This is a genomic window from Pantoea sp. X-Soil-YNGN-775 (assembly GCF_059730575.1).
This window is the reverse complement of the sequence record NZ_AP035945.1, coordinates 492,284-512,654: the sequence shown is the minus strand read 5'-3', so window position 1 is coordinate 512,654 and position 20,371 is coordinate 492,284. Positions and strand designations below refer to the sequence as shown.

General features: G+C 58.9%; 16 protein-coding genes. 6 read left to right on the top strand and 10 right to left on the bottom strand.

The window, feature by feature from the left end:
• The first annotated feature begins 61 nt into the window (after positions 1–61).
• Positions 62–574: a GNAT family N-acetyltransferase gene (locus tag AC6I8I_RS02290; protein WP_409455986.1), complete on the top strand. Its 513-nt coding sequence runs from the start codon at positions 62–64 to the stop codon at positions 572–574.
• On the opposite strand, the gene AC6I8I_RS02285 is transcribed toward AC6I8I_RS02290, so the two are convergent.
• The 4 genes from AC6I8I_RS02285 to rraB all read right to left on the bottom strand — a co-directional run bounded on the left by AC6I8I_RS02285 (position 569) and on the right by rraB (position 4,296).
• Entirely contained in the window at positions 569–1,357 is a 789-nt protein-coding gene (locus AC6I8I_RS02285) for a histidine phosphatase family protein (RefSeq protein ID WP_312055248.1), read from the bottom strand. The two genes, AC6I8I_RS02290 and AC6I8I_RS02285, sit on opposite strands and share 6 nt — an antisense overlap.
• 7 nt (positions 1,358–1,364) lie before the next feature.
• The gene (locus AC6I8I_RS02280; RefSeq protein ID WP_497828269.1) at positions 1,365–2,687 is read right to left on the bottom strand and encodes an OprD family porin; all 1,323 of its coding nucleotides are present in this window, start codon (positions 2,685–2,687) and stop codon (positions 1,365–1,367) included.
• Between the two features lie 370 nt (positions 2,688–3,057).
• Entirely contained in the window at positions 3,058–3,819 is a 762-nt protein-coding gene (gene miaE / locus AC6I8I_RS02275) for a tRNA isopentenyl-2-thiomethyl-A-37 hydroxylase MiaE (protein ID WP_497828268.1), read from the bottom strand.
• A 57-nt stretch (positions 3,820–3,876) separates the two neighbouring features.
• The gene (gene rraB, locus AC6I8I_RS02270; protein WP_069728807.1) at positions 3,877–4,296 is read right to left on the bottom strand and encodes a ribonuclease E inhibitor RraB; all 420 of its coding nucleotides are present in this window, start codon (positions 4,294–4,296) and stop codon (positions 3,877–3,879) included.
• Positions 4,297–4,457: 161 nt separating this feature from the next.
• Here rraB and argF point away from each other — a divergent pair, with 161 nt between their 5' ends.
• The 4 genes from argF to ridA all read left to right on the top strand — a co-directional run bounded on the left by argF (position 4,458) and on the right by ridA (position 7,639).
• Positions 4,458–5,465, top strand: coding sequence for an ornithine carbamoyltransferase (gene argF, locus AC6I8I_RS02265; RefSeq protein WP_312759813.1), 1,008 nt, complete (start codon positions 4,458–4,460; stop codon positions 5,463–5,465).
• A gap of 302 nt (positions 5,466–5,767) precedes the next feature.
• Complete coding sequence (gene pyrB, locus AC6I8I_RS02260) at positions 5,768–6,703, top strand: aspartate carbamoyltransferase (RefSeq protein ID WP_497828267.1); 936 nt, start codon at positions 5,768–5,770, stop codon at positions 6,701–6,703.
• Positions 6,704–6,715: 12 nt separating this feature from the next.
• Entirely contained in the window at positions 6,716–7,180 is a 465-nt protein-coding gene (gene pyrI, locus AC6I8I_RS02255; RefSeq protein WP_031375827.1) for an aspartate carbamoyltransferase regulatory subunit, read from the top strand.
• 72 nt (positions 7,181–7,252) lie between these two features.
• Positions 7,253–7,639 carry a 2-iminobutanoate/2-iminopropanoate deaminase gene (gene ridA, locus AC6I8I_RS02250; RefSeq protein WP_031375828.1) on the top strand — a complete coding sequence of 129 codons (387 nt, stop codon included), beginning with the start codon at positions 7,253–7,255 and terminating at the stop codon, positions 7,637–7,639.
• Positions 7,640–7,697: 58 nt separating this feature from the next.
• Here the strand turns inward: ridA and lplT are convergent, their stop codons facing one another.
• The 6 genes from lplT to AC6I8I_RS02220 all read right to left on the bottom strand — a co-directional run bounded on the left by lplT (position 7,698) and on the right by AC6I8I_RS02220 (position 20,018).
• Positions 7,698–8,888, bottom strand: coding sequence for a lysophospholipid transporter LplT (lplT, locus tag AC6I8I_RS02245; protein ID WP_312759817.1), 1,191 nt, complete (start codon positions 8,886–8,888; stop codon positions 7,698–7,700).
• On the bottom strand, positions 8,885–11,035 hold the full coding sequence (aas, locus tag AC6I8I_RS02240; protein WP_497828266.1) for a bifunctional acyl-ACP--phospholipid O-acyltransferase/long-chain-fatty-acid--ACP ligase: 2,151 nt from the start codon (positions 11,033–11,035) through the stop codon (positions 8,885–8,887). Before aas ends, lplT begins: the two co-directional genes overlap by 4 nt.
• A gap of 81 nt (positions 11,036–11,116) precedes the next feature.
• Complete coding sequence (locus tag AC6I8I_RS02235; RefSeq protein WP_497828265.1) at positions 11,117–12,505, bottom strand: efflux transporter outer membrane subunit; 1,389 nt, start codon at positions 12,503–12,505, stop codon at positions 11,117–11,119.
• Between the two features lie 3 nt (positions 12,506–12,508).
• Positions 12,509–15,610, bottom strand: coding sequence for a multidrug efflux RND transporter permease subunit (locus tag AC6I8I_RS02230; protein ID WP_497828264.1), 3,102 nt, complete (start codon positions 15,608–15,610; stop codon positions 12,509–12,511).
• Positions 15,607–18,807, bottom strand: coding sequence for an efflux RND transporter permease subunit (locus tag AC6I8I_RS02225; RefSeq protein WP_497828263.1), 3,201 nt, complete (start codon positions 18,805–18,807; stop codon positions 15,607–15,609). Before AC6I8I_RS02225 ends, AC6I8I_RS02230 begins: the two co-directional genes overlap by 4 nt.
• Positions 18,804–20,018, bottom strand: coding sequence for an efflux RND transporter periplasmic adaptor subunit (locus tag AC6I8I_RS02220; protein ID WP_497828262.1), 1,215 nt, complete (start codon positions 20,016–20,018; stop codon positions 18,804–18,806). Before AC6I8I_RS02220 ends, AC6I8I_RS02225 begins: the two co-directional genes overlap by 4 nt.
• Positions 20,019–20,116: 98 nt before the next feature.
• On the opposite strand from AC6I8I_RS02220, the gene AC6I8I_RS02215 reads away from it, so the two are divergent.
• The gene (locus tag AC6I8I_RS02215; RefSeq protein WP_497828261.1) at positions 20,117–20,314 is read left to right on the top strand and encodes a hypothetical protein; all 198 of its coding nucleotides are present in this window, start codon (positions 20,117–20,119) and stop codon (positions 20,312–20,314) included.
• The last annotated feature ends 57 nt before the right edge of the window (positions 20,315–20,371 follow it).

The window sequence follows — 20,371 nt, the reverse complement described above, 5'->3', positions numbered from 1 at the left end:
GCTTATTCATAAAGCCGGGCTTGCCCGGCTTTTTTATTGACCTCGTACAAATCCGGAAGAGATGATGACGACACCCACCACCACGCGCCTTGATCTGCAGGTGCGGCCGATTACTGCCGCCGACAATCCGCATATCGCCCAGGTTATCCGCGACGTTTCAGCGGAGTTCGGCCTGACTGCTGACAAGGGATACACCGTATCCGACCCGCAGCTCGACCATTTGTTTGAGTTGTACAGTGCTGAACAGAGCGCCTACTGGGTGGTGGAGTATCAGGGCAAGGTGGTCGGCGGTGGCGGCGTGGCGCCGCTCGCCTGTAGTGCCCCCGATATCTGCGAACTGCAGAAGATGTATTTCCTGCCCGCCGTGCGTGGACAGGGACTGGCGCGTGACCTGGCGCTGCGGGCGCTGGAGCATGCGCGTCAACAGGGTTTCCGCCGCTGCTACCTCGAAACCACCGCCAGCCTGACCAGAGCGATCAAGCTGTATGAATCGCTGGGCTTTAGCCACATCGACGGCGCTATGGGCTGCACCGGCCACGTGGACTGTGAAGTGCGCATGCTGCGAATGTTATGAGCCGCGCTCGACGTAACTCATGTCGTTGATGGATTCAATCACGAACTCGCCGCTGTCGGTATAGCGCAGCCGGGTCACGCTCGCATTGTGCAGCTGCTCGTTCAACGAGGTATCGCCAAGCGCCATCAGTAACGAAGTAATCGCCAGGCCGTGCGACACCACCAGAACGTTACCGCCCCCCTGCTTCTGGGCCTGCTGCGCTATCTCGGTCAGGCTATCCACCATGCGCTTCGACACCTGCTGATAGCTTTCGGCCATCCCTGATGACTTAACGCCTTTAAGCGCTGGCGTACCGGACGCTTCCGCCTGGCGGATAGCGTCTATTATACGATCGGCGCGAATTGTGCCTTCGCCAGATGCTTTCATCAGCGCCGCCTCAGAGGCAAAGCCGAGCAGATGGGCGGCATCGGTCAGCATATTCTCATCCAGATCGCCCTCATACAGCCCAAAGCCCACTTCCCGTAATTCTTTGCGCTCGTTCAGCGGCAGCGGCCTTTCCCATGCCTGCATGACAAGCTGCGCGGTTTGTCTCGCCCTGCCAGAATCGCTGGACCAGACGGCGATAAACGGCAGCGTCTTCAGGCCACGTCCCAGCTGTTCAGCCACCTCCACGCCCGCTGGCGTCAGCGGTGTATCTGACCACCCCTGCGCACGATGAACCGTGTTAAACATGGTTTTGCCATGCCGCGTAAGATAGATTGTCACATCGGCAGCGAAGGATTCGCTTGCGCCAGCGCCAACCGCCACAAGCATCAGCAATGCTTTCAATATATTGTTCATCATATTTTCCTTATTTTAACAGGTCTAATTTATACTCAACCGCGATCGCCGCAGACAGGTTGGGAGAGCGCCGGTATTTTCCCTGCGTATTTAAAACCGGTGTTTCTTTGCTGTTTTTGTATGACCAGCCATAACCGAACAGCGAAGAAATCGACAAGTTTTTCAGGGCGGGATGGGGTTCGATGAAGCGGTTGATGAGCACAATTTCCCCGGAGCGTATACGCGTATCCCGGTAATTAAACTGTCCATAGTTAATCTGAAAGCCGCTAAATACGCCTTTTAAAATTTCATATTCCGTTTGCGACACCAGTGCCAGTTCTTTATCACGGGTATAATCTTTGCCGACAGCGGTCAGCGCGTTAAAACGCCCGCGGGTATTTTTTGTTAAAGGACGCGCATAATATCCCACCGCATTCTTTTTAGGTGCCGAGGTCCAGCCAGCGGCGAATTTTTGTGTCCATCCATTGTTGATCCAGTCTGCTTCGCCGACATAATGCCAGGCGTGGTCATCGAACGATCTTTTGCTGGCGGCCATGCTTTTATAATTTGCCAGCGCCTGACTGCCATAAATTTGTGAGGAGAGACGCCAGTGTGGCGAGAGGGTGTAACTCGCTTCGATAACATGACGCCGCTGGTAGGCTTCCGCTTCGCCAAAAGCGTAGGCGAGCCGTCCGCGATCGGTTTTATAGCTCAGGGCGCCGGTATAGATTGCCGCAATGGTCCGCTGGTCCTGGGTTTGCAGCGCCAGGCTGTCCGGTGAATCATGGCGAAGAGCTTTGGTGACGTAAGCCAAATCCAGCCGCAGATTTTGCCCGTTCAGCGCGCCGCTATAGCCTGAATAGCTGTTACGCGACAAACGATTAGTGTTGGTCAGCACGCCAAAATCGTTGAACGTTTGCCAGCCCGCTTTCGCCTCGAATCCCGCCTGCTCGTCGCCCAGCTTTACTTTCAGATAGCGTTGGCCAAACTTGCTAAAGCCGTGTGCGTCAGCTTTTTGCCGGTTGCCGCCGCTGTCGTACAGCACACCGCGCGAGGCAAAGTTGTCGCTGGCACCCAGCCTGATCGCACGCGTGTAGGTGGCATCAAAGCCCAGCCAGTCCCACAGATAGCCGGAACGAAAATCCAGACTTGCCGCCTGTCCCCAGGCGTTATGAACCGCGATCGGTTGCGCTTCGTTTTCCTTAAGATACTTCCAGTAATTGCGCAGCCTGAGATCGAGTTGCGAATCGTGCAGGAAAGCATTATCAGAGAGCGATAGCGCGCTGAAATTGTCCGCCAGCGCAGGCTGAAATAACAGTGGAATAAATAACAGAATACAGGTCCTTACCCTCATTTTATGACTCCTTCCATTTAAAGCTGGTTAGCAAAATCGGCAGTCCGGAATAAGGTATCTGACCTGTTTACCGGCTGTGCCCGGTGCAAAAAAAAACCTGATTCACAACCCCTCTTTGGCAAAGAGAAATCATGAATCAGGTTTTGCTTAAAATAATAACAACCCTAATTCGGCAAGGGCAATATACGTATTCAGGGGGGAAAGATCAGAAGAGAAAAAACATTCTGTGAGGGATGACTCAAATAATATTCAGCGGACGTAACGGAACCGTATTAACTTAATAATTAACGTTTGAAGTTCTATTATTAATGAAATCAACCCGGTTAAATTAAAAAATAAACGGCCGTCGTAACAGCGCCGTTTACTCTTATCAGAACGCCGGTACCCCGCTATGAAAACGTAACTCGCTGTCCGGTTCGCTGATTAACCGAGCTTCGGTTGCTCCAATAGCCTGTACCCGTGGGGTAATATCCCGCGCGGATATGCGGGCCGCCAGGGCTAAATAGTCCTGATAGTGGCGCGCTTCCGACCGTAGCAGTGAGATATAAAAGCTCTCCAGCTCCGCATCCAGCCACGGTGCCAGACTGGCAAAACGCTCGCAGGATCGCGCTTCAATATAGGCACCGCAGATCAGCTTATCGACCAGCGTTTCCGGCTCATGAGTGGTAACCTCACGCAGCAGCGATTTCGCGTAGCGGCTGGAGGTGATCTTCTGATAGACCAGCCCGCGCGACTGCATAATTTCCCACACCTGATAAAAGTGATGCAGCTCTTCTTTAATCAGCAGCACCATCTTTTCCACCAGCTCATCCGCCCACGGCAGTTCATTGCGAACAATAATGCGTTTGGTGAGGTTTTTATGGGCGTTGATAAAGTCGCTGTCGCCATCTTCGCGGAAGATAAAATCTTCATACGGTTTCAGCCAGCCGAGAACCGCCTCCCCGCTGGGTTTGTCAGCCACATATTTGCGGATCAACCAGACTGCGGTCTGCGCGGCTTTTAGCTCACACACCAGGTGATCGGTTAATAACAGGGTCAGATTTTCGGGTTTACGCGCCTCATCAATCCAGGCTTGTGGCGTACGGCAGTGCAGAAACTGATAAATCGGTTCAAGTAACGGTGCGTAGTTCATGGTGTTAAAACGAGGCTGGAAAAGAAGAGAGGCGGAGAATTCCCCGCCCTGCGCGACTTAGTGGCGAATGCCGTTATCATCTTCATCGTCGATAGCGTCTTCGTCATCTTCATCTTCGGCGTCCGGATCTTCGAAGTAGGTGCCCCAGCCGTCGTAGTCGACATTGTATTTACCGATCAGGTTCACCAGCTGCTCAACCTGCACATCAATCAGCTCTGGCTTCAGCGCCGATTCACTGATGATGTCAACGCACATTACGGTGGTGCCATCTTCCAGTTCCAGCTCTTCCGGCTCGGTCACTTCATAACCCAGCTTAAAGGCGTCAACCGCCGCCTTTTCCAGTGAATCGAAGTTGTTGCACGAGAGATGGTGCTCGATGGTATAAAGCGCATCGGGATCGCTGCCATCCTCCAGCAGCTCTTCAATGATCAGGCGCGTCTCTTCACGCTGCTCTTCCAATAATGCTTCATATGCCATGACGATGTCCTCTCTGAGTTCGGCAATAAACAATTATTTTCCCACACTGCCTGTCGCGCCACTACACAAAACGAAAAGTTTATTCTCACCGGGCTTGAAAATGCATATTCATACGGTTAGATTGAATTTTAATTCACTTTATATGGTTACCGGAGTGTTGTATGAGTCAGCTATATCAGCGCCATTTCCTCAGGCTACTGGATTTTACCCCGGCCGAAATAGATTATCTGCTTAGCCTTGCGGCTGAATTAAAACGCGCTAAAAAGAGTGGCAGTGAAGTCCCCTCCCTGAAAGGCAAAAACATCGCGCTCATCTTCGAAAAAGACTCGACCCGTACCCGATGCTCTTTCGAAGTTGCCGCTTACGATCAGGGTGCTAACGTTACCTATCTCGGCCCAAGCGGCAGCCAGATTGGCCATAAAGAGTCGATGCGCGATACCGCGCGGGTGCTGGGCCGGATGTACGATGGCATTCAGTATCGCGGTTACGGCCAGGCGCTGGTGGAAACCCTGGCTGAGCACGCTGGCGTGCCGGTGTGGAACGGCCTGACCACGGAATTTCATCCCACCCAGCTGCTAGCCGATCTGCTGACAATGCAGGAGCATCTGCCGGGTAAAAAGCTCAGCCAGATGACGCTGGTCTACGTCGGCGATGCGCGCAATAACATGGGCAACACCATGCTGGAAGCGGCGGCGCTGGTCGGGCTGGATTTGCGGCTAGTGGCACCGCAAAGCTGCTGGCCAGAAACCGCGCTGGTAGAACAGTGTCGCAAAGTCGCGCAGCAGACCGGCGGTAAAATTACCCTCACCGATAACATTGCCGACGGCGTCAACGGCGCTGACTTCATCTACACCGACGTCTGGGTTTCGATGGGCGAAGCCAAAGCGGTGTGGCAAGAGCGCATCGCCCTGCTGCGTGATTATCAGGTCAACCGGGCGATGCTCGATCTGACCCACAATCCTGAGGTGAAGTTCCTGCACTGTCTGCCCGCTTTCCATGACGATCAGACCACGCTGGGCCGGCAGATGGCGGAACAGTACGATCTGCATAATGGGATGGAAGTAAGCAACGAAGTTTTTGAATCGCCGCACAGCATCGTGTTCGATCAGGCGGAAAACCGTATGCACACCATCAAAGCGGTGATGGTGGCGACGCTCGGTCAGCGCTGACAGCTGCGCCAGATTGCCGGCCTGCATCCGCGCCGGTCAGAGGGGCCGGGCAGGCCGTGCTGGTGGTGCCGCAAACGATTTCCTCGCGCACGATTTTTCCTTGCTGCCCGGCCGCGAATCGGTATAATTCGCCACAATTTGCCGGAGGAAATATGCTACAGCGCAGCGGACAATTTGACGCTCAATCACGCCTGACCGCAGGCGGCGCCGCTGTTTCTTTCGGTCATCGACCCGATCATAAAAAAGCCCCTTAAGCAGGGGCTTTTTTTTGTCCGCAATCCGGCCGCGCAGAGGAGAAAGCTATGGCTAACCCGCTATATCGCAAGCACATTATTTCGATCAACGACCTCAGCCGTGACGAGCTGGAACTGGTGCTGCATACCGCTGCACAGCTCAAAGCGCATCCGCAGCCGGAACTGCTGAAGCACAACGTGATCGCCAGTTGCTTCTTTGAAGCCTCGACCCGCACCCGCTTGTCGTTTGAAACGGCGATTCATCGGCTCGGCGCATCGGCGGTAGGTTTTGCCGACGGCAGCAACACCTCGCTGGGGAAAAAGGGCGAAACTCTGGCCGACACCATTTCGGTGATCAGCACCTATGTCGATGCGATTGTGATGCGTCATCCGCAGGAGGGTGCCGCGCGCCTGGCGACCGAGTTCTCCGGCGGCGTGCCGATTCTCAACGCCGGTGACGGTGCCAACCAGCATCCGACCCAGACGCTGCTCGATCTCTTCACCATTCAGGAGACCCAGAGTCGCCTGAACCAGCTGAATGTGGCGATGGTCGGCGACCTGAAATATGGCCGCACCGTCCATTCCCTGACCCAGGCGCTGGCGAAGTTTGACGGCAACCGCTTCTTCTTTATCGCCCCTGATGCGCTGGCAATGCCGGCTTACATCACCGATATGCTGGATGAGAAAAACATTGTCTGGTCACGGCACGACAGCTTTGAAGAGGTGATGCCGCAGCTCGACATTCTCTACATGACGCGGGTGCAGAAAGAGCGTCTCGATCCGTCGGAATATGCCAACGTCAAAGCGCAGTTTATTCTGCGGGCTGCCGACCTGGCGACGGCACGCGACAACATGAAAGTGCTGCATCCGCTGCCGCGCATCGACGAAATTACTACCGATGTCGATAAAACCCCTTACGCCTGGTATTTCCAGCAGGCCGGGAACGGCATCTACGCCCGTCAGGCTCTGCTGGCGTTGGTATTAAACAGCGAACTCGCCCTGTAAGGAGATCCTCAGATGACACACGACAACAAATTGCAGGTCGAAGCGATCAAGCGCGGCACGGTCATCGACCATATCCCGGCGCAGGTCGGCTTTAAGTTGCTCTCCCTGTTTCGCCTGACCGAAACCGATCAGCGCATCACCATCGGCCTGAATCTGCCGTCAGGTGAGATGGGGCGAAAAGATCTGATCAAGATTGAGAACACCTTTCTGACCGACGATCAGGTCAATCAGCTGGCGGTCTATGCGCCGCATGCCACGGTCAATCGCATCGACGACTATGAAGTGGTGGCGAAGATCGCCCCGACGCTGCCGGAGCACGTTGAGCGGGTGCTGACCTGCCCGAACAGCAACTGCATCAGCCGCAGCGAGCCGGTCTTCTCCAGTTTTGCGGTCAAGCAGCGCGCCGATGATGTCCACCTGAAGTGCAAATATTGTGAAAAAGAGTTCGCGCGCCATGTGGTGCTGGGTCACTGGTAATCGTTCCGGCCAACCCTATAATGGTCAGCACCGGCGGGCTCACCGCCCTACTGTCTTATTCAAGGAGCAATAATGTCTCGTGAAATCAGTACCGAAAAAGCCCCTGCCGCTATCGGCCCTTATGTTCAGGGTGTCGATCTCGGCAGCATGATCATCACCTCCGGCCAGATTCCGGTCGATCCCGCCACTGGCCTGGTGGCCGATGATGTGACCGCCCAGGCGCGTCAGTCACTGGACAACGTAAAAGCGATTGTTGAAGCGGCTGGCCTGCAGGTCGGAGATATCGTGAAAACCACGGTTTTCGTCAAGGATCTGAATGATTTCGCTACGGTGAATGCGGCCTATGAAGCGTTCTTCACCGAGCATCAGGCGGCGTTCCCGGCCCGGTCCTGTGTCGAAGTAGCGCGTCTGCCGAAAGATGTGAAGATTGAAATTGAAGCCATTGCCGTTCGTCGCTAACTGACAACGGCGACGTAGCCGCCTCTCTACCTGCTCACGGCGAGAGGCGGCCAGCGGATTAGCGCTTAGCCGGTCGCCATAGCCACAACAGCGCGATGGCCAGCGCAAACAGCACGCCAAAACCGATACCGGTTGCCACCGCCGGCGCACCGGCTTTAATCGCCAGCGTATAGAGCCCCAGCATCAGCAGCATCGCGCTGTTCTCCCCGAGATTCTGCACCGCAATCGCATTTCCCGAGCCGACGCTCTCTTTACCGCGTGCCTGCAATAGCGCATTCAGCGGCACCACAAAGAAGCCCCCCAGCGCGCCAATCACCATCAGCAGCAGATAGGCATTCAGCAGGGTATGCTGCAGCGAGAAGACCACTACCATGACGCCAATCAGCACCCCGGCAGGCATACAGCGGCGCACCGTCTCCAGCGTCACCAGTTTTGCGGCCGCGGCCGCACCCAGCACGATACCGATCGCCACCATCGCATTCAGGGTGGTCGGCGTGGTGTTGTCGTTGATGCCCAATGCCACCGGCACCCACAGCACCAGCAGGAAACGCAGCGTGACGCCCGCGCCCCAGAACAGGCTGGTGCCGAGCAGGGAAAAACGCGTTTCGGCGTCACGCCATAGCACCGCTGCCGCACGGAAAAAGCTGCGCAGCATGGCGGCGATCTGCCAGCTTTGCCCCGGACGCGCCGCCTGCAGTTTCGGGATAAACAGGTTGGCCACCACCGCGACGCCGTAGGTGACGGCGCAGAGTCCCAGCGCGGCCAGCAGGTGCCAGTCAGCCAGCATACCGCCCGCCACCGAGCCGAGCAGAATGGCGGCGATGGTTGAACCTTCCATCAGCCCGTTGGCTTTCACCAGCTTTCCGCCGTGGGTGATTTCACCGAGGATGCCATATTTCGCCGGTGAGTAGGCCGCAGCGCCGACTCCCACCAGGGTATAGCCGAGGAACGGGTTGAAGCCGAAGCAGATCGCCAGCGCGCCCAGCAGTTTCAGGCTGTTGGCGATCATCATCACCCGCCCTTTCGCCATGCTATCGGCCACCTGCCCGACAAACGGCGCCAGCAGAATGTAGGCCGCGACAAACAGCATCTGCAACACCGGCTGGCTCCAGTCGGGATAGAACTGGCTTTTCAGCACCGCCAGCGTGGCAAACAGCAGCGCGTTATCGCCAAAGGCCGAAAAGAACTGGGCGACGATCACCGCGATCATGCCGCGCGACATCAGCGGCGCATCCCGTTCGATGTTCATGCCTGCTCCTCTTCAGCCAGTTTTTTCAGCGTCACGTAATCCGGTTTGCCGCTGCCGAGCTGTGGCAACTGCTTCATCACCCGGATATCACGCGGCAATGCCAGCTCCGGCGCACCCAGCTCACGGGCGGCTTTTTGCAGGCCATCACGCGCCAGTTCGCTGTCGGTGGTAAACAGCACCAGCGCCTCGCCACGCTGACCATCCGGCCGCAGCGAGGCGGCATGTTGTTTGTCCGGCGACGCTTTCAGGGCGATCTGCTCGACGATCTCCAGCGACACCATCTCGCCAGCGATCTTGGCGAAGCGTTTGGCGCGTCCCTGAATCTGGCAGAAGCCCGCCTCATCAAAGCTGACGATATCGCCGGTGTCATACCAGCCCGCTTCCTGATTGCCTTCGCCATCGTCGGCGACCGGCACTTCCAGCACGCCGGGATTTTCAACCCGCAGGTAGCCTTTCATCACGTTCGGGCCGCGCAGCTGCAGCCGTCCGCCCTGCTCAATGCCCGGCACCGACATCAGTCGCGAATCCATCCCCGGCAGAATCCGTCCCACGGTGTGCGCTTTCGCCGCCATCGGCACGTTAATCGCCACCACTGGCGCGCATTCGGTTACCCCATAGCCTTCGAGGATGCGAATGCCATATTTTTCCATGTAGAGCTGGCGGGTGTTTTCCTGCAGCTTCTCGGCTCCGGCCACCACATAGCGCAGGCGGGCAAAGTCGTAAGGGGCAGCAAAGCGGGCATAGTTGCCAAGGAAGGTCGAAGTACCAAACAGTACGGTGCAGTTTCGGTCATAGACCAGCTCCGGCACGATGCGGTAGTGCAGCGGGCTGGGATAGAGAAACACCTGCGCGCCGGTCATCAGCGGCGTAAACAGGCCGACGGTCAGGCCAAAGGCGTGGAACAGCGGCAGCGCCGACATAAAGCGGTCACGCGGGGTAAAGTCGGCCACGGTGCGAATCTGTTCGACGTTCGCCAGCAGGCTTTTATGCGAATGCACCACCCCTTTAGGGTTGCCTTCTGAGCCAGAGGTGAACAGCACCATCGCCGCGTCTTCCGGCTGCTGGGGCAGCTGAGCGCGATGAGGCATCAGCAGATGGCCGACAATCCACAGTTTGTCCTGTAGCGTCACCGTATCTTTCAGATCTTCCAGATAGATCCACTGCACCTCGTCGAGTCCCTGCGGCAGATGCCACAAATTACCTTTGTCGAGGAACTGACGCGAGGTGAAGACGGTTTTAATCTGCGCCGCAGTCAGGGCAGCCCGCATGCCGTTGACGCCCGCGGTGTAGTTGAGCATCGCCGGTACCCGGCCACGCAGCGAGGCACCGAAAATCGCCGCCGCGGTGACGGTGGTGTTTGGCAGCAGCAACCCGACCACTTCGCGCGGCTGGCTGTAGCGTTCAAGAATACGGCCGACGCCGAGCGATTTCTTCAGCAAGCCGTTATAGCTGTCGGGCTTGATATTGACATCTTCGATGCAGCGCCTGAAGGCACCGTAGCGTGAACGGGCCGCGAGAAAGGCTTCAAACAGAGTTTCACGCGGGCGTACCGCCATGCGGGCTTCCATCATCACATGATGCAGATGTTCGCCCGCCAGTATCCGCCGATCGCGGGCGCGTTTCGCTTCCGGCATCGGGATACGGGTCGCCGGCAGAATGCTGAGGGTGATGCGCGGAAACAGGCGGCGTTTGAATACACCCGCCAGTCGGCCAAACGGCGTAAACTCCGCCCCTTCAATCCGCATCGGTACCACGTTAGCGCCAGATCGCGCCGCGACAAATCCGGCCCCGCTGTAGATTTTCATCAGCGATCCGGTCACGGTGATCCGTCCTTCCGGGAAGATCACCACCGGGCGGCCGCTGTCGATCAGCCGCACCAGCTGTTTCAGCGCCATCGGCTTAGTGGGATCGAGCGGCACATAGTCGATAAAGGGTTTAACCAGCCGCATAAACCAGCTTTCGCTGATGGTTGAATAGACCGCGTAAACCGGCTTAATCGGCAAAAATAACGCCAGCAATATGCCGTCGAGAAACGACATATGGTTCGGCGTGATCAATACCTTCTGCTTATGCAGTTCGGCGACGTCGCCGCGCAGTTCGACCCGCCATAACAGGCGGAATACCAGACGCAATAATGTGAATACCATGCCTGCTCCTTAGCATCGTGAAAAATAGCCCCTCACGATGCAGGATTTGACGCAGTTCGACAACAGAATTATCCGCCGCGATCAGGGTGTCTGCCAGCCACCGCCCAGCGCGGCAATCAGCGCCACGCTGCTGACCCACTGGCTGCTTTGCAGCGTCAGTAAACTCTGTTGCTCGGTCAGGCTGCTGTTTTCGGTGGTGGCCACGTCGAGATAGTCGATCATCCCGGCCTCATACTGATTGCGCGTCACCCGCGCTGATGTCTGAGCCGCCACGGCTGCGCGCTGCTGGGCCGCAATCTCGCCCTGCAGGGTGTTGAGTTCCACCAGCTGATCTTCCACCTCCTGTAACGCTGCTAATACCGTCTGACGATAGCTGGCGACGCTGGCATCCCAGCTGGCACGTGCCTGATCAACCTGCGCCGGGGTGGCACCAAAGTCGAGCAGCGTGCCGCTTAGCGCCGGCCCCAGCGACCAGACGCGGTTGGGCAATGAGAACAGCGAATGCAGCGCCGATGAACTGACGCCGCCGCTGGCGCTGAGGGTGAGATCCGGATAGTAACCAGCCACCGCCACGCCAACCGCGGCGTTAGCGGCCGCCATGTTACGTTCGGCATAGGCGATATCAGGACGGCGTTGCAACAGCTGGCTCGGCAGCCCGGCCGGCACCGTGGGCAGCGTGGCGTGCAACGGCGCGGCAGGCAGGCTGAAGTCCGCCGGCGCTTTGCCCACCAGCAGCGCGATGGCGTGTTCCATCTGGGCACGCTGCCACTGATAATCCTGCGCCGAGGCGCTGGCGCTCTCCAGCTGCATCTGCGCCTGTGCCTGGGTAGCGAGCGACGCCGTGCCAGCCTGATACTGGTTAGTGATCACCTTTAGGTAGCGCTGGTAGGCCGCCACGCTCTGCTGATAGAGCGCAATTTTCTGGTCGATAAAACGCAGCTGGAAATAGTCCTGCGCCAGTTCAGACTGGGCGCTAAGGGTGATATTGGCCAGTTCCGCCGCGCTGGCCGCCGCGCTGGCGCGATTCTCTTCCAGCGTGCGACGCAGTTTGCCCCACAGATCCAGCTCCCAGCTGGCACTCAGTTCGGCCTGATGGCTGCTGCTGGTGGTGCGGGCGCTGCTGCTGGTGGCGTGGCTGCCGCTGCGCGTCACGCTGCTGTCATAACCCAGTGACGGAAACAGCGCGGCGCGTGACTCGCTCGCCAGCGCCTGCGCCTGACGGTACTGCGCCGCATAATTGGCGACGTTCTGGTTCGAGATACTCACCTGGCTAAGCAGGCCGCTCAGGGTGGCGTCGTGATAAACCGCCCACCATTCGCCTTTGCCCTGCTGATCGCGCGGCGTCGCCTGCTGCCAGCCTTTGGCCTCTTTATAGTGAATCGGTATCGCCATCGCGGGGCGCTGGTAGTCGGGACCAACAGTACAGCCGCTCAGCAGCAGCATCAGAACAAGCGGGATAACGGGTTTCATCAATCAGGATTCCGCATGGCGCAGACGACGCCATTGACGTTGAGTGGCACGGCTCAGACGATCGAGCCACAGATAAATAACCGGGGTGGTGAACAGCGTCAGCAGCTGGCTGAGCGCCAGACCACCCGCGATGGCGATCCCGAGCGGACTGCGCAGATCGGCATCGCCGCCGCTGCCAAGTGACAGCGGTAAGGCACCAAAAAAGGCCGCCAGCGTGGTCATCATGATCGGCCGGAAGCGCATCAGACAGGCCTGGGTAATCGCCTGCTGCGGCGTCATGCCCTGCTCTCTTTCGGCGCTGATGGCGAAGTCGATCATCATGATGGCGTTCTTTTTGACGATGCCGATCAGCAGAATGATGCCAATCAGCGCGATCACCGTCAGCTGGGTGTTAGTCAGCAGCAGCAGTAACAGCGCGCCGACGCCCGCTGACGGCAGGGTCGACAGAATGGTCAGCGGATGGATATAGCTCTCATACAGCACGCCGAGCACGATATAGACCGCCGCCAGCGCCGCCAGAATCAGCCACGGCATGGTGGCCGTGAGCTGAGAAAAGGCGGCGGCCGTCCCGGCAAAACCGGCCTGGATGGTGGCGGGCAGGCCCAGCTTCGCCATCGCCTGCTTGATCAACCCCTGCGCCTGCTCGAGCGAGACGCCATCATTGAGGTTAAAAGCCACGGTGCTGGTGGCGGACTGGCCCTGATGCGTCACGGCCAGCGGGGCGTTGCCGCCGCTGAAGCGGGTAAAGGCCGACAGCGGAATACGATCGCCGCTGTCGTTAATCACATACAGCTGTTGCAGCATCGCCGGATTGGCGGTGTCGCTATCCTGCAACGACATCACCACGTGATACTGATTCAGGGTGTGATAGAGCGTGGCGATCTGCCGCTGGCTGAAGGCATTATTCAGCAGCGTATCCAGCATCTGCACGTTGACCCCAAGCCGGGTGGCGCGATCACGATCGATGGTCAGTTCCACTTCCTGGCCGCCGGTCTGCGAATCCGAATCAACGCTGTTGAGCTGGGGGATCGCCGCCAGCGCCGCCTGCACTTTCGGCGTCCAGCTGCGCAGCAGATCGAGATCGTCAGCCTGTAAGCTGTACTGATAAGTGGCGTTGGCGCTGCGTCCGCCAATGTGCAGGTCCTGCGCCGCCATCAGGAACATCTGTGCGCCAGCCAGCTGGCTGGTTTTACGGCTCAGCCGGTTCGCCACTTCGGTGGCGGTGGCATCACGCTGATCGAAATCTTTCAGCCGGACAAAGAAGTTGGCGCTGTTGCGCGCGCCGAACATCCCGCTGCCCATCGACGACATGACGCTCTCTACCGCCGGATCGGCCTCGATGATTTTGGTAAACATCTGCATCTTCGGCTTCATCGCCTGGAATGAAATGTTCTGGTCGGCGCGCAGTGCGCCCATCAACAGCCCGGTATCCTGATTCGGAAAGAAGCCCTTCTGTACCACCGAATAGAGAAACAGGTTGAGCAGCACGGTCAGCAGCAGGCTGAGCAGCGTCAGTTTCTGATGACGCATCACCCACGCCAGCCCGCGCGCGTAGGCGGCCAGCAGGCGATTCAGCAGGTTCTCAATCGCCTGGTAGAGCGGGTGCGGCCGCTGGCTGAGCGGCGGTTTCGGCTTCAGCAGCCGGGCACAGAGCATCGGGGTCAGGCTGAGTGAGACAAATAGCGAGATCAGCAGCGACACGGTGAGGGTAACGGCGAATTCGCGGAACAGTCGTCCGACGATGCTGCCCATCAGCAGGATCGGAATAAACACCGCGATCAGTGAGATGGTCATCGACAGTACGGTGAAACTCACCTCCTGCGCCCCGCGCAACGCCGCCCGCAGCGGACTCAACCCGCGCTCAATGTGGCGGGTAATGTTCTCCAGCACCACGATCGCATCGTCAACCACGAAACCGGTGGCGATAATCAGCGCCATCAGCGACAGGTTATCGAGGCTGTAGCCAAGCAGATACATCACCGCGCAGGTGCCGATCAGCGATACCGGCAAGGCCAGCGCCGGAATGATCACCGCCTGCAGATTGCGCAGAAAAACAAACACCACCGCGATCACCAGCAATACCGCAATCAGCAGCGTCTCTTCGGTGTCATACAGCGAGGCGCGCACGCCGGGCGAGCGGTCGACGACGATGCGCAGTTGCGTATCCGCCGGCAGATCTTTTTCCAGCTGCGGCAACTGCGCTTTTATGGCGTCGATGGTGTCGAGCATGTTGGCGCCTGCCTGACGCTTGATGCCGATCATCACCGAGGGCGTGGCATTGAGAAAACCGGCCTGATAGCGATCTTCCACCGAGTCGTAAACCGTGGCGACATCGTGCAGCCGCACCGCTTTGCCCTGCTGATAGCTGACGATCAGATCGCGATAGCTGGCCGCCTTATCCAGTTGACCATTGCTGTCGACCAGCCATGACTGCCCGCTGCCCTGCAGCACGCCTTTGGGCAGATTGGTGGTGCTGTTCGCCACCGCGCTGCGCACCGTATCCAGCGAAATACCATAGTGGGTCAGCTTCAGCGGTTGCAGATCAATCCGCACCGCCGGCAGGGCACTGCCCATCAGCGAGACTTCGCCCACGCCGTTAACCTGGCCCATCGCCTGTTCGATTTTGCTCTCGGCCAGATCGTAGAGTTCACCGGGCGTGCGGGTGGCAGAGGTCAGCGCCAGCATCACAATCGGCGCATCGGACGGATTGGCTTTGCGGTAGGTCGGCAATGACGCCATCGCACTCGGCAGCAGGCTGCGCGCCGCGTTGATCGCCGCCTGCACGTCACGCGCCGCGCCGTTGATATCGCGATCCAGTTCAAACTGCAGAATGATGCTGCTGGAACCCTGCGAGCTGCTGGAGGTCATCTCGGTGATACCGGCAATCTGTCCGAGTGAACGCTCCAGCGGCGTGGCGACGGTCGCCGCCATGGTTTCCGGACTGGCACCGGCCAGGCTGGCGCTGACCATGATGGTCGGGAAATCGACCTGCGGCAGCGGCGCGACCGGCAGCAGACGATAGCCGAGTACGCCGGCCAGCAGAATCGCCAGCGTCAGCAGCAGCGTCGCCACCGGGCGGAAGATAAACAGCCGGGTCAGATTCATTGTCCGCTCCGCGCCGGTTGCTGACGACGTTTCACCCAGCGCTTGCCGCGCTGTGCCAGCGCATCAAACCACAGGTAGATCACCGGCGTGGAGAACAGCGTCAGCACCTGACTGACGATCAGTCCGCCGACAATCACCAGCCCCAGCGGCTGACGCAGTTCTGCGCCGGACCCGGACGCCAGCATCAGCGGCAGTGCGCCGAGCAGCGCCGCCATGGTGGTCATCAGAATCGGCCGGAAGCGCAGCAGGCAGGCCTGGTGGATCGCCTCGCGAGGGCTGAGATGCTGCTGATGTTCCGCCTCCAGCGCAAAGTCGATCATCATAATCGCGTTCTTTTTGACGATGCCGATCAGCAGGATCACACCAATCAGCGCAATCAGGCTGAATTCGGTGCCGGCCAGCAGCAGCGTCAACAGCGCCCCGACCGCCGCCGACGGCAGCGTCGAGAGGATGGTGACCGGATGGATAAAGCTTTCATACAGAATGCCGAGCACCACATACATGGTGATCAGCGCCGCCAGAATCAGCCACAGCGTGTTGCTGGTGGCACTCTGGAACGCCGAGGTTTCGCCCTGATAGCGCAGCGTAATGCTCTGCGGCAGCGCAAGCTGCTGCCGCACTGCCGCGATCGCCTGTTGCCCCTGCTCCAGCGAATAGCCGGGATTGAGGTTGAAGGAGATCATCACCGCCGGGAACTGGTTCAGCCGCATGTGCATCAGCGCGCCGGTTCGCTGGTGAATCGTGGCAATTGAGGTCAGTTTTACCATCCCGCTGCTGGCCGTGGTGCTGGTGGTCGAAGCGGTGCTGCTGCCGGAGGTTGTCGTGCTGCTGTCCGAACTGTCCGAACTGTCCGAACTGTCCGTGCTGTCGGACGGTTGCAGATAGATATCATCAAACGATGCCGGACCCTGCTGCCAGGCGGGCGCGACTTCCAGCACCACCCGATATTGATTCGACTGGGTGAAGATGGTCGACACCAGCCGCTGACCGAAGGCGTTGTAAAGCGCAGTGTCCACGTCCGCCGCCGTGATGCCGTAGCGCGCCGCTTTGTCGCGGTTCAGCTCCACAAAGGCGACGCGTCCCTGATCCTGCAGGTTGCTCACTACACCGTTAAACTCTGGCCGCTGCTGCAGGGCCGCCACCAGCGCAGGTGACCATTTCACCAGGTTCTCGCTGTCGGCGTCGTCAAGTGTGAACTGATACTGGCTCGGTGAGACCTGATCGTTAACCGTCAGATCCTGCGCCGGTTGCAGATAGAGCTGAATCCCGGTCACGCCGGCGGTGGCCTGCTGCAGTTGTTTAATCACCTCATCCGCCTTGACGTCACGCGCGGCAAACGGCTTGAGGTTGATCTGCAGGCGGCCACTGTTAAGGCTGCTGTTGGTGCCATCAATGCCGATGATCGAGGAGACGCTTTCCACCGCCGGGTTTTTCATGATCAGCGCCGACAGCGCCTGCTGCCGGGTGGCCATCGCGCTGAAAGAGACATCCTGCGACGCGACGGTCACTCCCTGAATCAGACCGGTATCCTGAGTCGGGAAGAAGCCCTTCGGCACCACCAGATAGAGCAGTGCGGTCAGGGCTACCGTCGCCAGCGCCACCAGCAGCGTCAGTTTCTGGTGGTTCAGCACCACCGTCAGCAGCCGGTCATAGCCGCCAATCAGGCGATCAAACAGCACGCCGCCTTTGCGGGCAAAAGTGGACTGCCGCTCTGGTGGAATGTGGCGCAGCAGATAAGCACACAGCATCGGCGTCAGGGTCAGCGATACCACCATCGACACCAGAATCGCCACTGCCAGGGTGATGGCAAACTCGCGGAACAGCCGCCCGACCACGTCACCCATAAACAGCAGCGGGATCAGCACCGCAATCAGCGAAAAGGTCAGCGAGATGATGGTAAAACCAATCTGCTGTGATCCTTTCAGCGCCGCTTCCAGCGGGGATTCGCCCTGCTCCAGCCGCCGGGAGATGTTCTCGACCACCACAATCGCATCGTCGATGACAAAACCGGTGGCGATGGTCAGCGCCATCAGCGACAGATTGTTGAGGCTGAAGCCCGCCAGATACATCACGCCGAAGGTCCCAATCAGCGACAGCGGCACCGCCACGCTGGGGATCAGCGTCGCCGCCACGTTGCGCAGGAACAGGAACGTCACCATCACCACCAGCGCAATCGACAGCATCAGTTCAAACTGCACGTCGCTGATCGAGGCGCGAATGGTCTGGGTACGATCGGACAGGATAGTCATCTTCACCCCATCCGGCAGCGCCGCCTGCAGCACCGGCAGCTGCGCCTTGATGTTGTCCACCATCTGAATCACGTTCGCGCCGGGCTGACGCTGCACGTTGATCACAATCGCTGGCCGATTATTGGCCCACGCCGACTGAAAACTGTTCTCCGGCCCCTGCTCAATGAGGGCAATATCCTTCAGCCGCAGCGCCGCGCCATTCTCATAGCTGAGGATCAGGTTGCCGTACTCAGCGGCGGTGCGCAGCTGATCGTTGGCATCAATGGTTACCGAGTGATATTTGCCGTCAAAGCCGCCTTTGGAGCCGTTGACGTTGCTGTTGCCAATCAGCGTGTTGACCGCTTCCAGCGTCAGATGGTGGGCAGCGAGCGCTTTCGGGTTGATCCGGACCCGAATCGCCGGCTGTTGTCCGCCCGCCAGCGTCACCATCCCGACGCCAGAAATCTGCGACAGCCTGAGCGCCACCCGGGTATTTACCAGATCCTGCACCTGCGTCAGCGGCAGCGTGTCGGAACTGGCCGCCAGCGTAATCACCGCGCTGTCCGCCGGGTTAACCTTTTTATAGGTTGGCGGATTGGGCAGATCGTCAGGCAGCAGGCTATCGGCGGCATTAATCGCAGCCTGCACCTCCTGCTCGGCGACATCCAGTGACAGATCGAGGCTGAATTTCAGCGTAATCACCGACGAGCCGCTGGCGCTGGCGGAGGTCATCTGACTCAGTCCGGCCATCTGGCCCAGCTGGCGCTCAAGCGGCGCGGTCACCGACGACGCCATCACATCCGGACTGGCACCGGGATAGAGCGTGGTGACCTGAATGGTCGGATAGTCGACCTGCGGCAACGCCGAGGTGGAGAGAAACTTATAGGCAAAAATGCCGGCAATCAGCACGCCGACCATCAGCAGGATGGTGGCGACCGGACGCAGTATAAAAAGCCGTGACGGATTCATTTGGCCTCAGCGCTTGCCGGTGCAGGCGTCTCATCCGCCAGTGAAACCTTGCTGCCGTTAGTCAGCCGATCGATTCCTTCGGTGACCAGCCGATCGCCCGGCGCAACGCCGCTGAGGATCGCCTGATGATCGTCGTCAACCGCCGGACCGGTGGTGACCGCTTTACGCGTGACGCTGTTGTCCTGATTGATGACGAAGACAAAGCTGCCGTCGCTGCTTAACTGCAGTGCCTGAGCCGGGATCACCGTTACGCCTTTCAGCACCCGGGTCTGCAGCCGCAGATTGACGAACTGGTTGGCAAACAGCGACTCATCCTGGTTGGCGAACAGCGCTTTCAGTTCTACGGTACCGGTGGCGGTATCGATCTGGTTACTGATGTATTTCACCTCGCCGTTGGCGAGCAGATGCTGGTTATCCTGGTCAAACAGCGTAGCGGGCAGGCTCTGGCCCTGATGCAGGGCGCTCACCAGCGTCGGGATTTCGCTCTGCGGTACGCTAAAGGTGACCGCCGCCGGCTGCATCTGGGTGATGGTTACCAGGCCGGTGCTGCTGGAGGTCTGTACCATGTTGCCCGGGTCGACCTGACGCAGCCCGACCCGGCCAGCGATCGGCGCGGTGATGCGGGCATATTCGATACTCAGTCTGGCGCTGGCGATCTGCGCCTGATCGGCGGCGACTGCACCGCGATACTGCCCTACCGTGGCGATCTGGCTATCCAGATCCTGGCGCGACAGCGAGTCCTGCGCCGCCAGCTTGCGGTAGCGTGCCAGCGTCAGTTCGGCGCTTTTCAGCAGCGCCTGGTTCTGATTAAGTTCGCCCTGATACTGATTCAGCGTCGCCTGGTAGCTGCGCGGATCGATCTGCGCCAGCAGCTGACCAGCGCTGACCTTCTGCCCTTCGGTGAAGAACACCTGTTGCAGCTGACCATCGACCCGGCTGGTGACCGTCACGCTGGCGTTGGGGATCACCGTGCCGAGCGCATTCAGCCAGACCGGCACATCGGCACGGGTCGCGACGCCGCTGTGTACCAGGGTCGCGCCGCCGCCCATTCTGCCGGGCGCAGCGCGTCCGCCAGTCGGCATCGCCCCGCCCGGTGCTTTGCCGATGGGCAACAGACGCCAGGCCATGCCAGCGATGGTCGCCGCCACAATCAATAAAAGCAGCCATTTCAGCCAGCCGGAACGTGCGGAGCGTGAGTGGTGAGTCATCATCGAACTCTTCAGATAAACAGAAAATAACATCCCGGCGGGTGCGGAATATGAAGTGAGCCACCTGCAGTGGTTGATGGCGCTGCCGCGAATTCGCCAGCATGAAAAACACCAGCCGGGGCTTCACGGCGGGCATTATCGGCGAAATGTTACGCGCCGTTCTATCGGCAAACGGTAAGGGTTTCGTTAAGAACGATGATGATGTTGACGGCATGCTCAGGCGGGAGAAATTCAGGCGGCGCGTGCTGCCTGTCGCAGGCAAAAAAAAACCCACGCATCTGCGTGGGTTGGTGCAATAACAGGGTAATCACTGCCGAAGCGGTGTTGTTTTCACACCCATCAATACCTCTGGGACC

Coding starts and splice junctions, on each gene's coding strand:
- AC6I8I_RS02290 (WP_409455986.1), top strand. CDS start 62: ATGATGACGACACCCACCACCACGCGCCTTGATCTGCAGGTGCGGCCG.
- AC6I8I_RS02285 (WP_312055248.1), bottom strand. CDS start 1,357: ATGATGAACAATATATTGAAAGCATTGCTGATGCTTGTGGCGGTTGGC.
- AC6I8I_RS02280 (WP_497828269.1), bottom strand. CDS start 2,687: ATGAGGGTAAGGACCTGTATTCTGTTATTTATTCCACTGTTATTTCAG.
- miaE (WP_497828268.1), bottom strand. CDS start 3,819: ATGAACTACGCACCGTTACTTGAACCGATTTATCAGTTTCTGCACTGC.
- rraB (WP_069728807.1), bottom strand. CDS start 4,296: ATGGCATATGAAGCATTATTGGAAGAGCAGCGTGAAGAGACGCGCCTG.
- argF (WP_312759813.1), top strand. CDS start 4,458: ATGAGTCAGCTATATCAGCGCCATTTCCTCAGGCTACTGGATTTTACC.
- pyrB (WP_497828267.1), top strand. CDS start 5,768: ATGGCTAACCCGCTATATCGCAAGCACATTATTTCGATCAACGACCTC.
- pyrI (WP_031375827.1), top strand. CDS start 6,716: ATGACACACGACAACAAATTGCAGGTCGAAGCGATCAAGCGCGGCACG.
- ridA (WP_031375828.1), top strand. CDS start 7,253: ATGTCTCGTGAAATCAGTACCGAAAAAGCCCCTGCCGCTATCGGCCCT.
- lplT (WP_312759817.1), bottom strand. CDS start 8,888: ATGAACATCGAACGGGATGCGCCGCTGATGTCGCGCGGCATGATCGCG.
- aas (WP_497828266.1), bottom strand. CDS start 11,035: ATGGTATTCACATTATTGCGTCTGGTATTCCGCCTGTTATGGCGGGTC.
- AC6I8I_RS02235 (WP_497828265.1), bottom strand. CDS start 12,505: ATGAAACCCGTTATCCCGCTTGTTCTGATGCTGCTGCTGAGCGGCTGT.
- AC6I8I_RS02230 (WP_497828264.1), bottom strand. CDS start 15,610: ATGAATCTGACCCGGCTGTTTATCTTCCGCCCGGTGGCGACGCTGCTG.
- AC6I8I_RS02225 (WP_497828263.1), bottom strand. CDS start 18,807: ATGAATCCGTCACGGCTTTTTATACTGCGTCCGGTCGCCACCATCCTG.
- AC6I8I_RS02220 (WP_497828262.1), bottom strand. CDS start 20,018: ATGATGACTCACCACTCACGCTCCGCACGTTCCGGCTGGCTGAAATGG.
- AC6I8I_RS02215 (WP_497828261.1), top strand. CDS start 20,117: ATGAAAAACACCAGCCGGGGCTTCACGGCGGGCATTATCGGCGAAATG.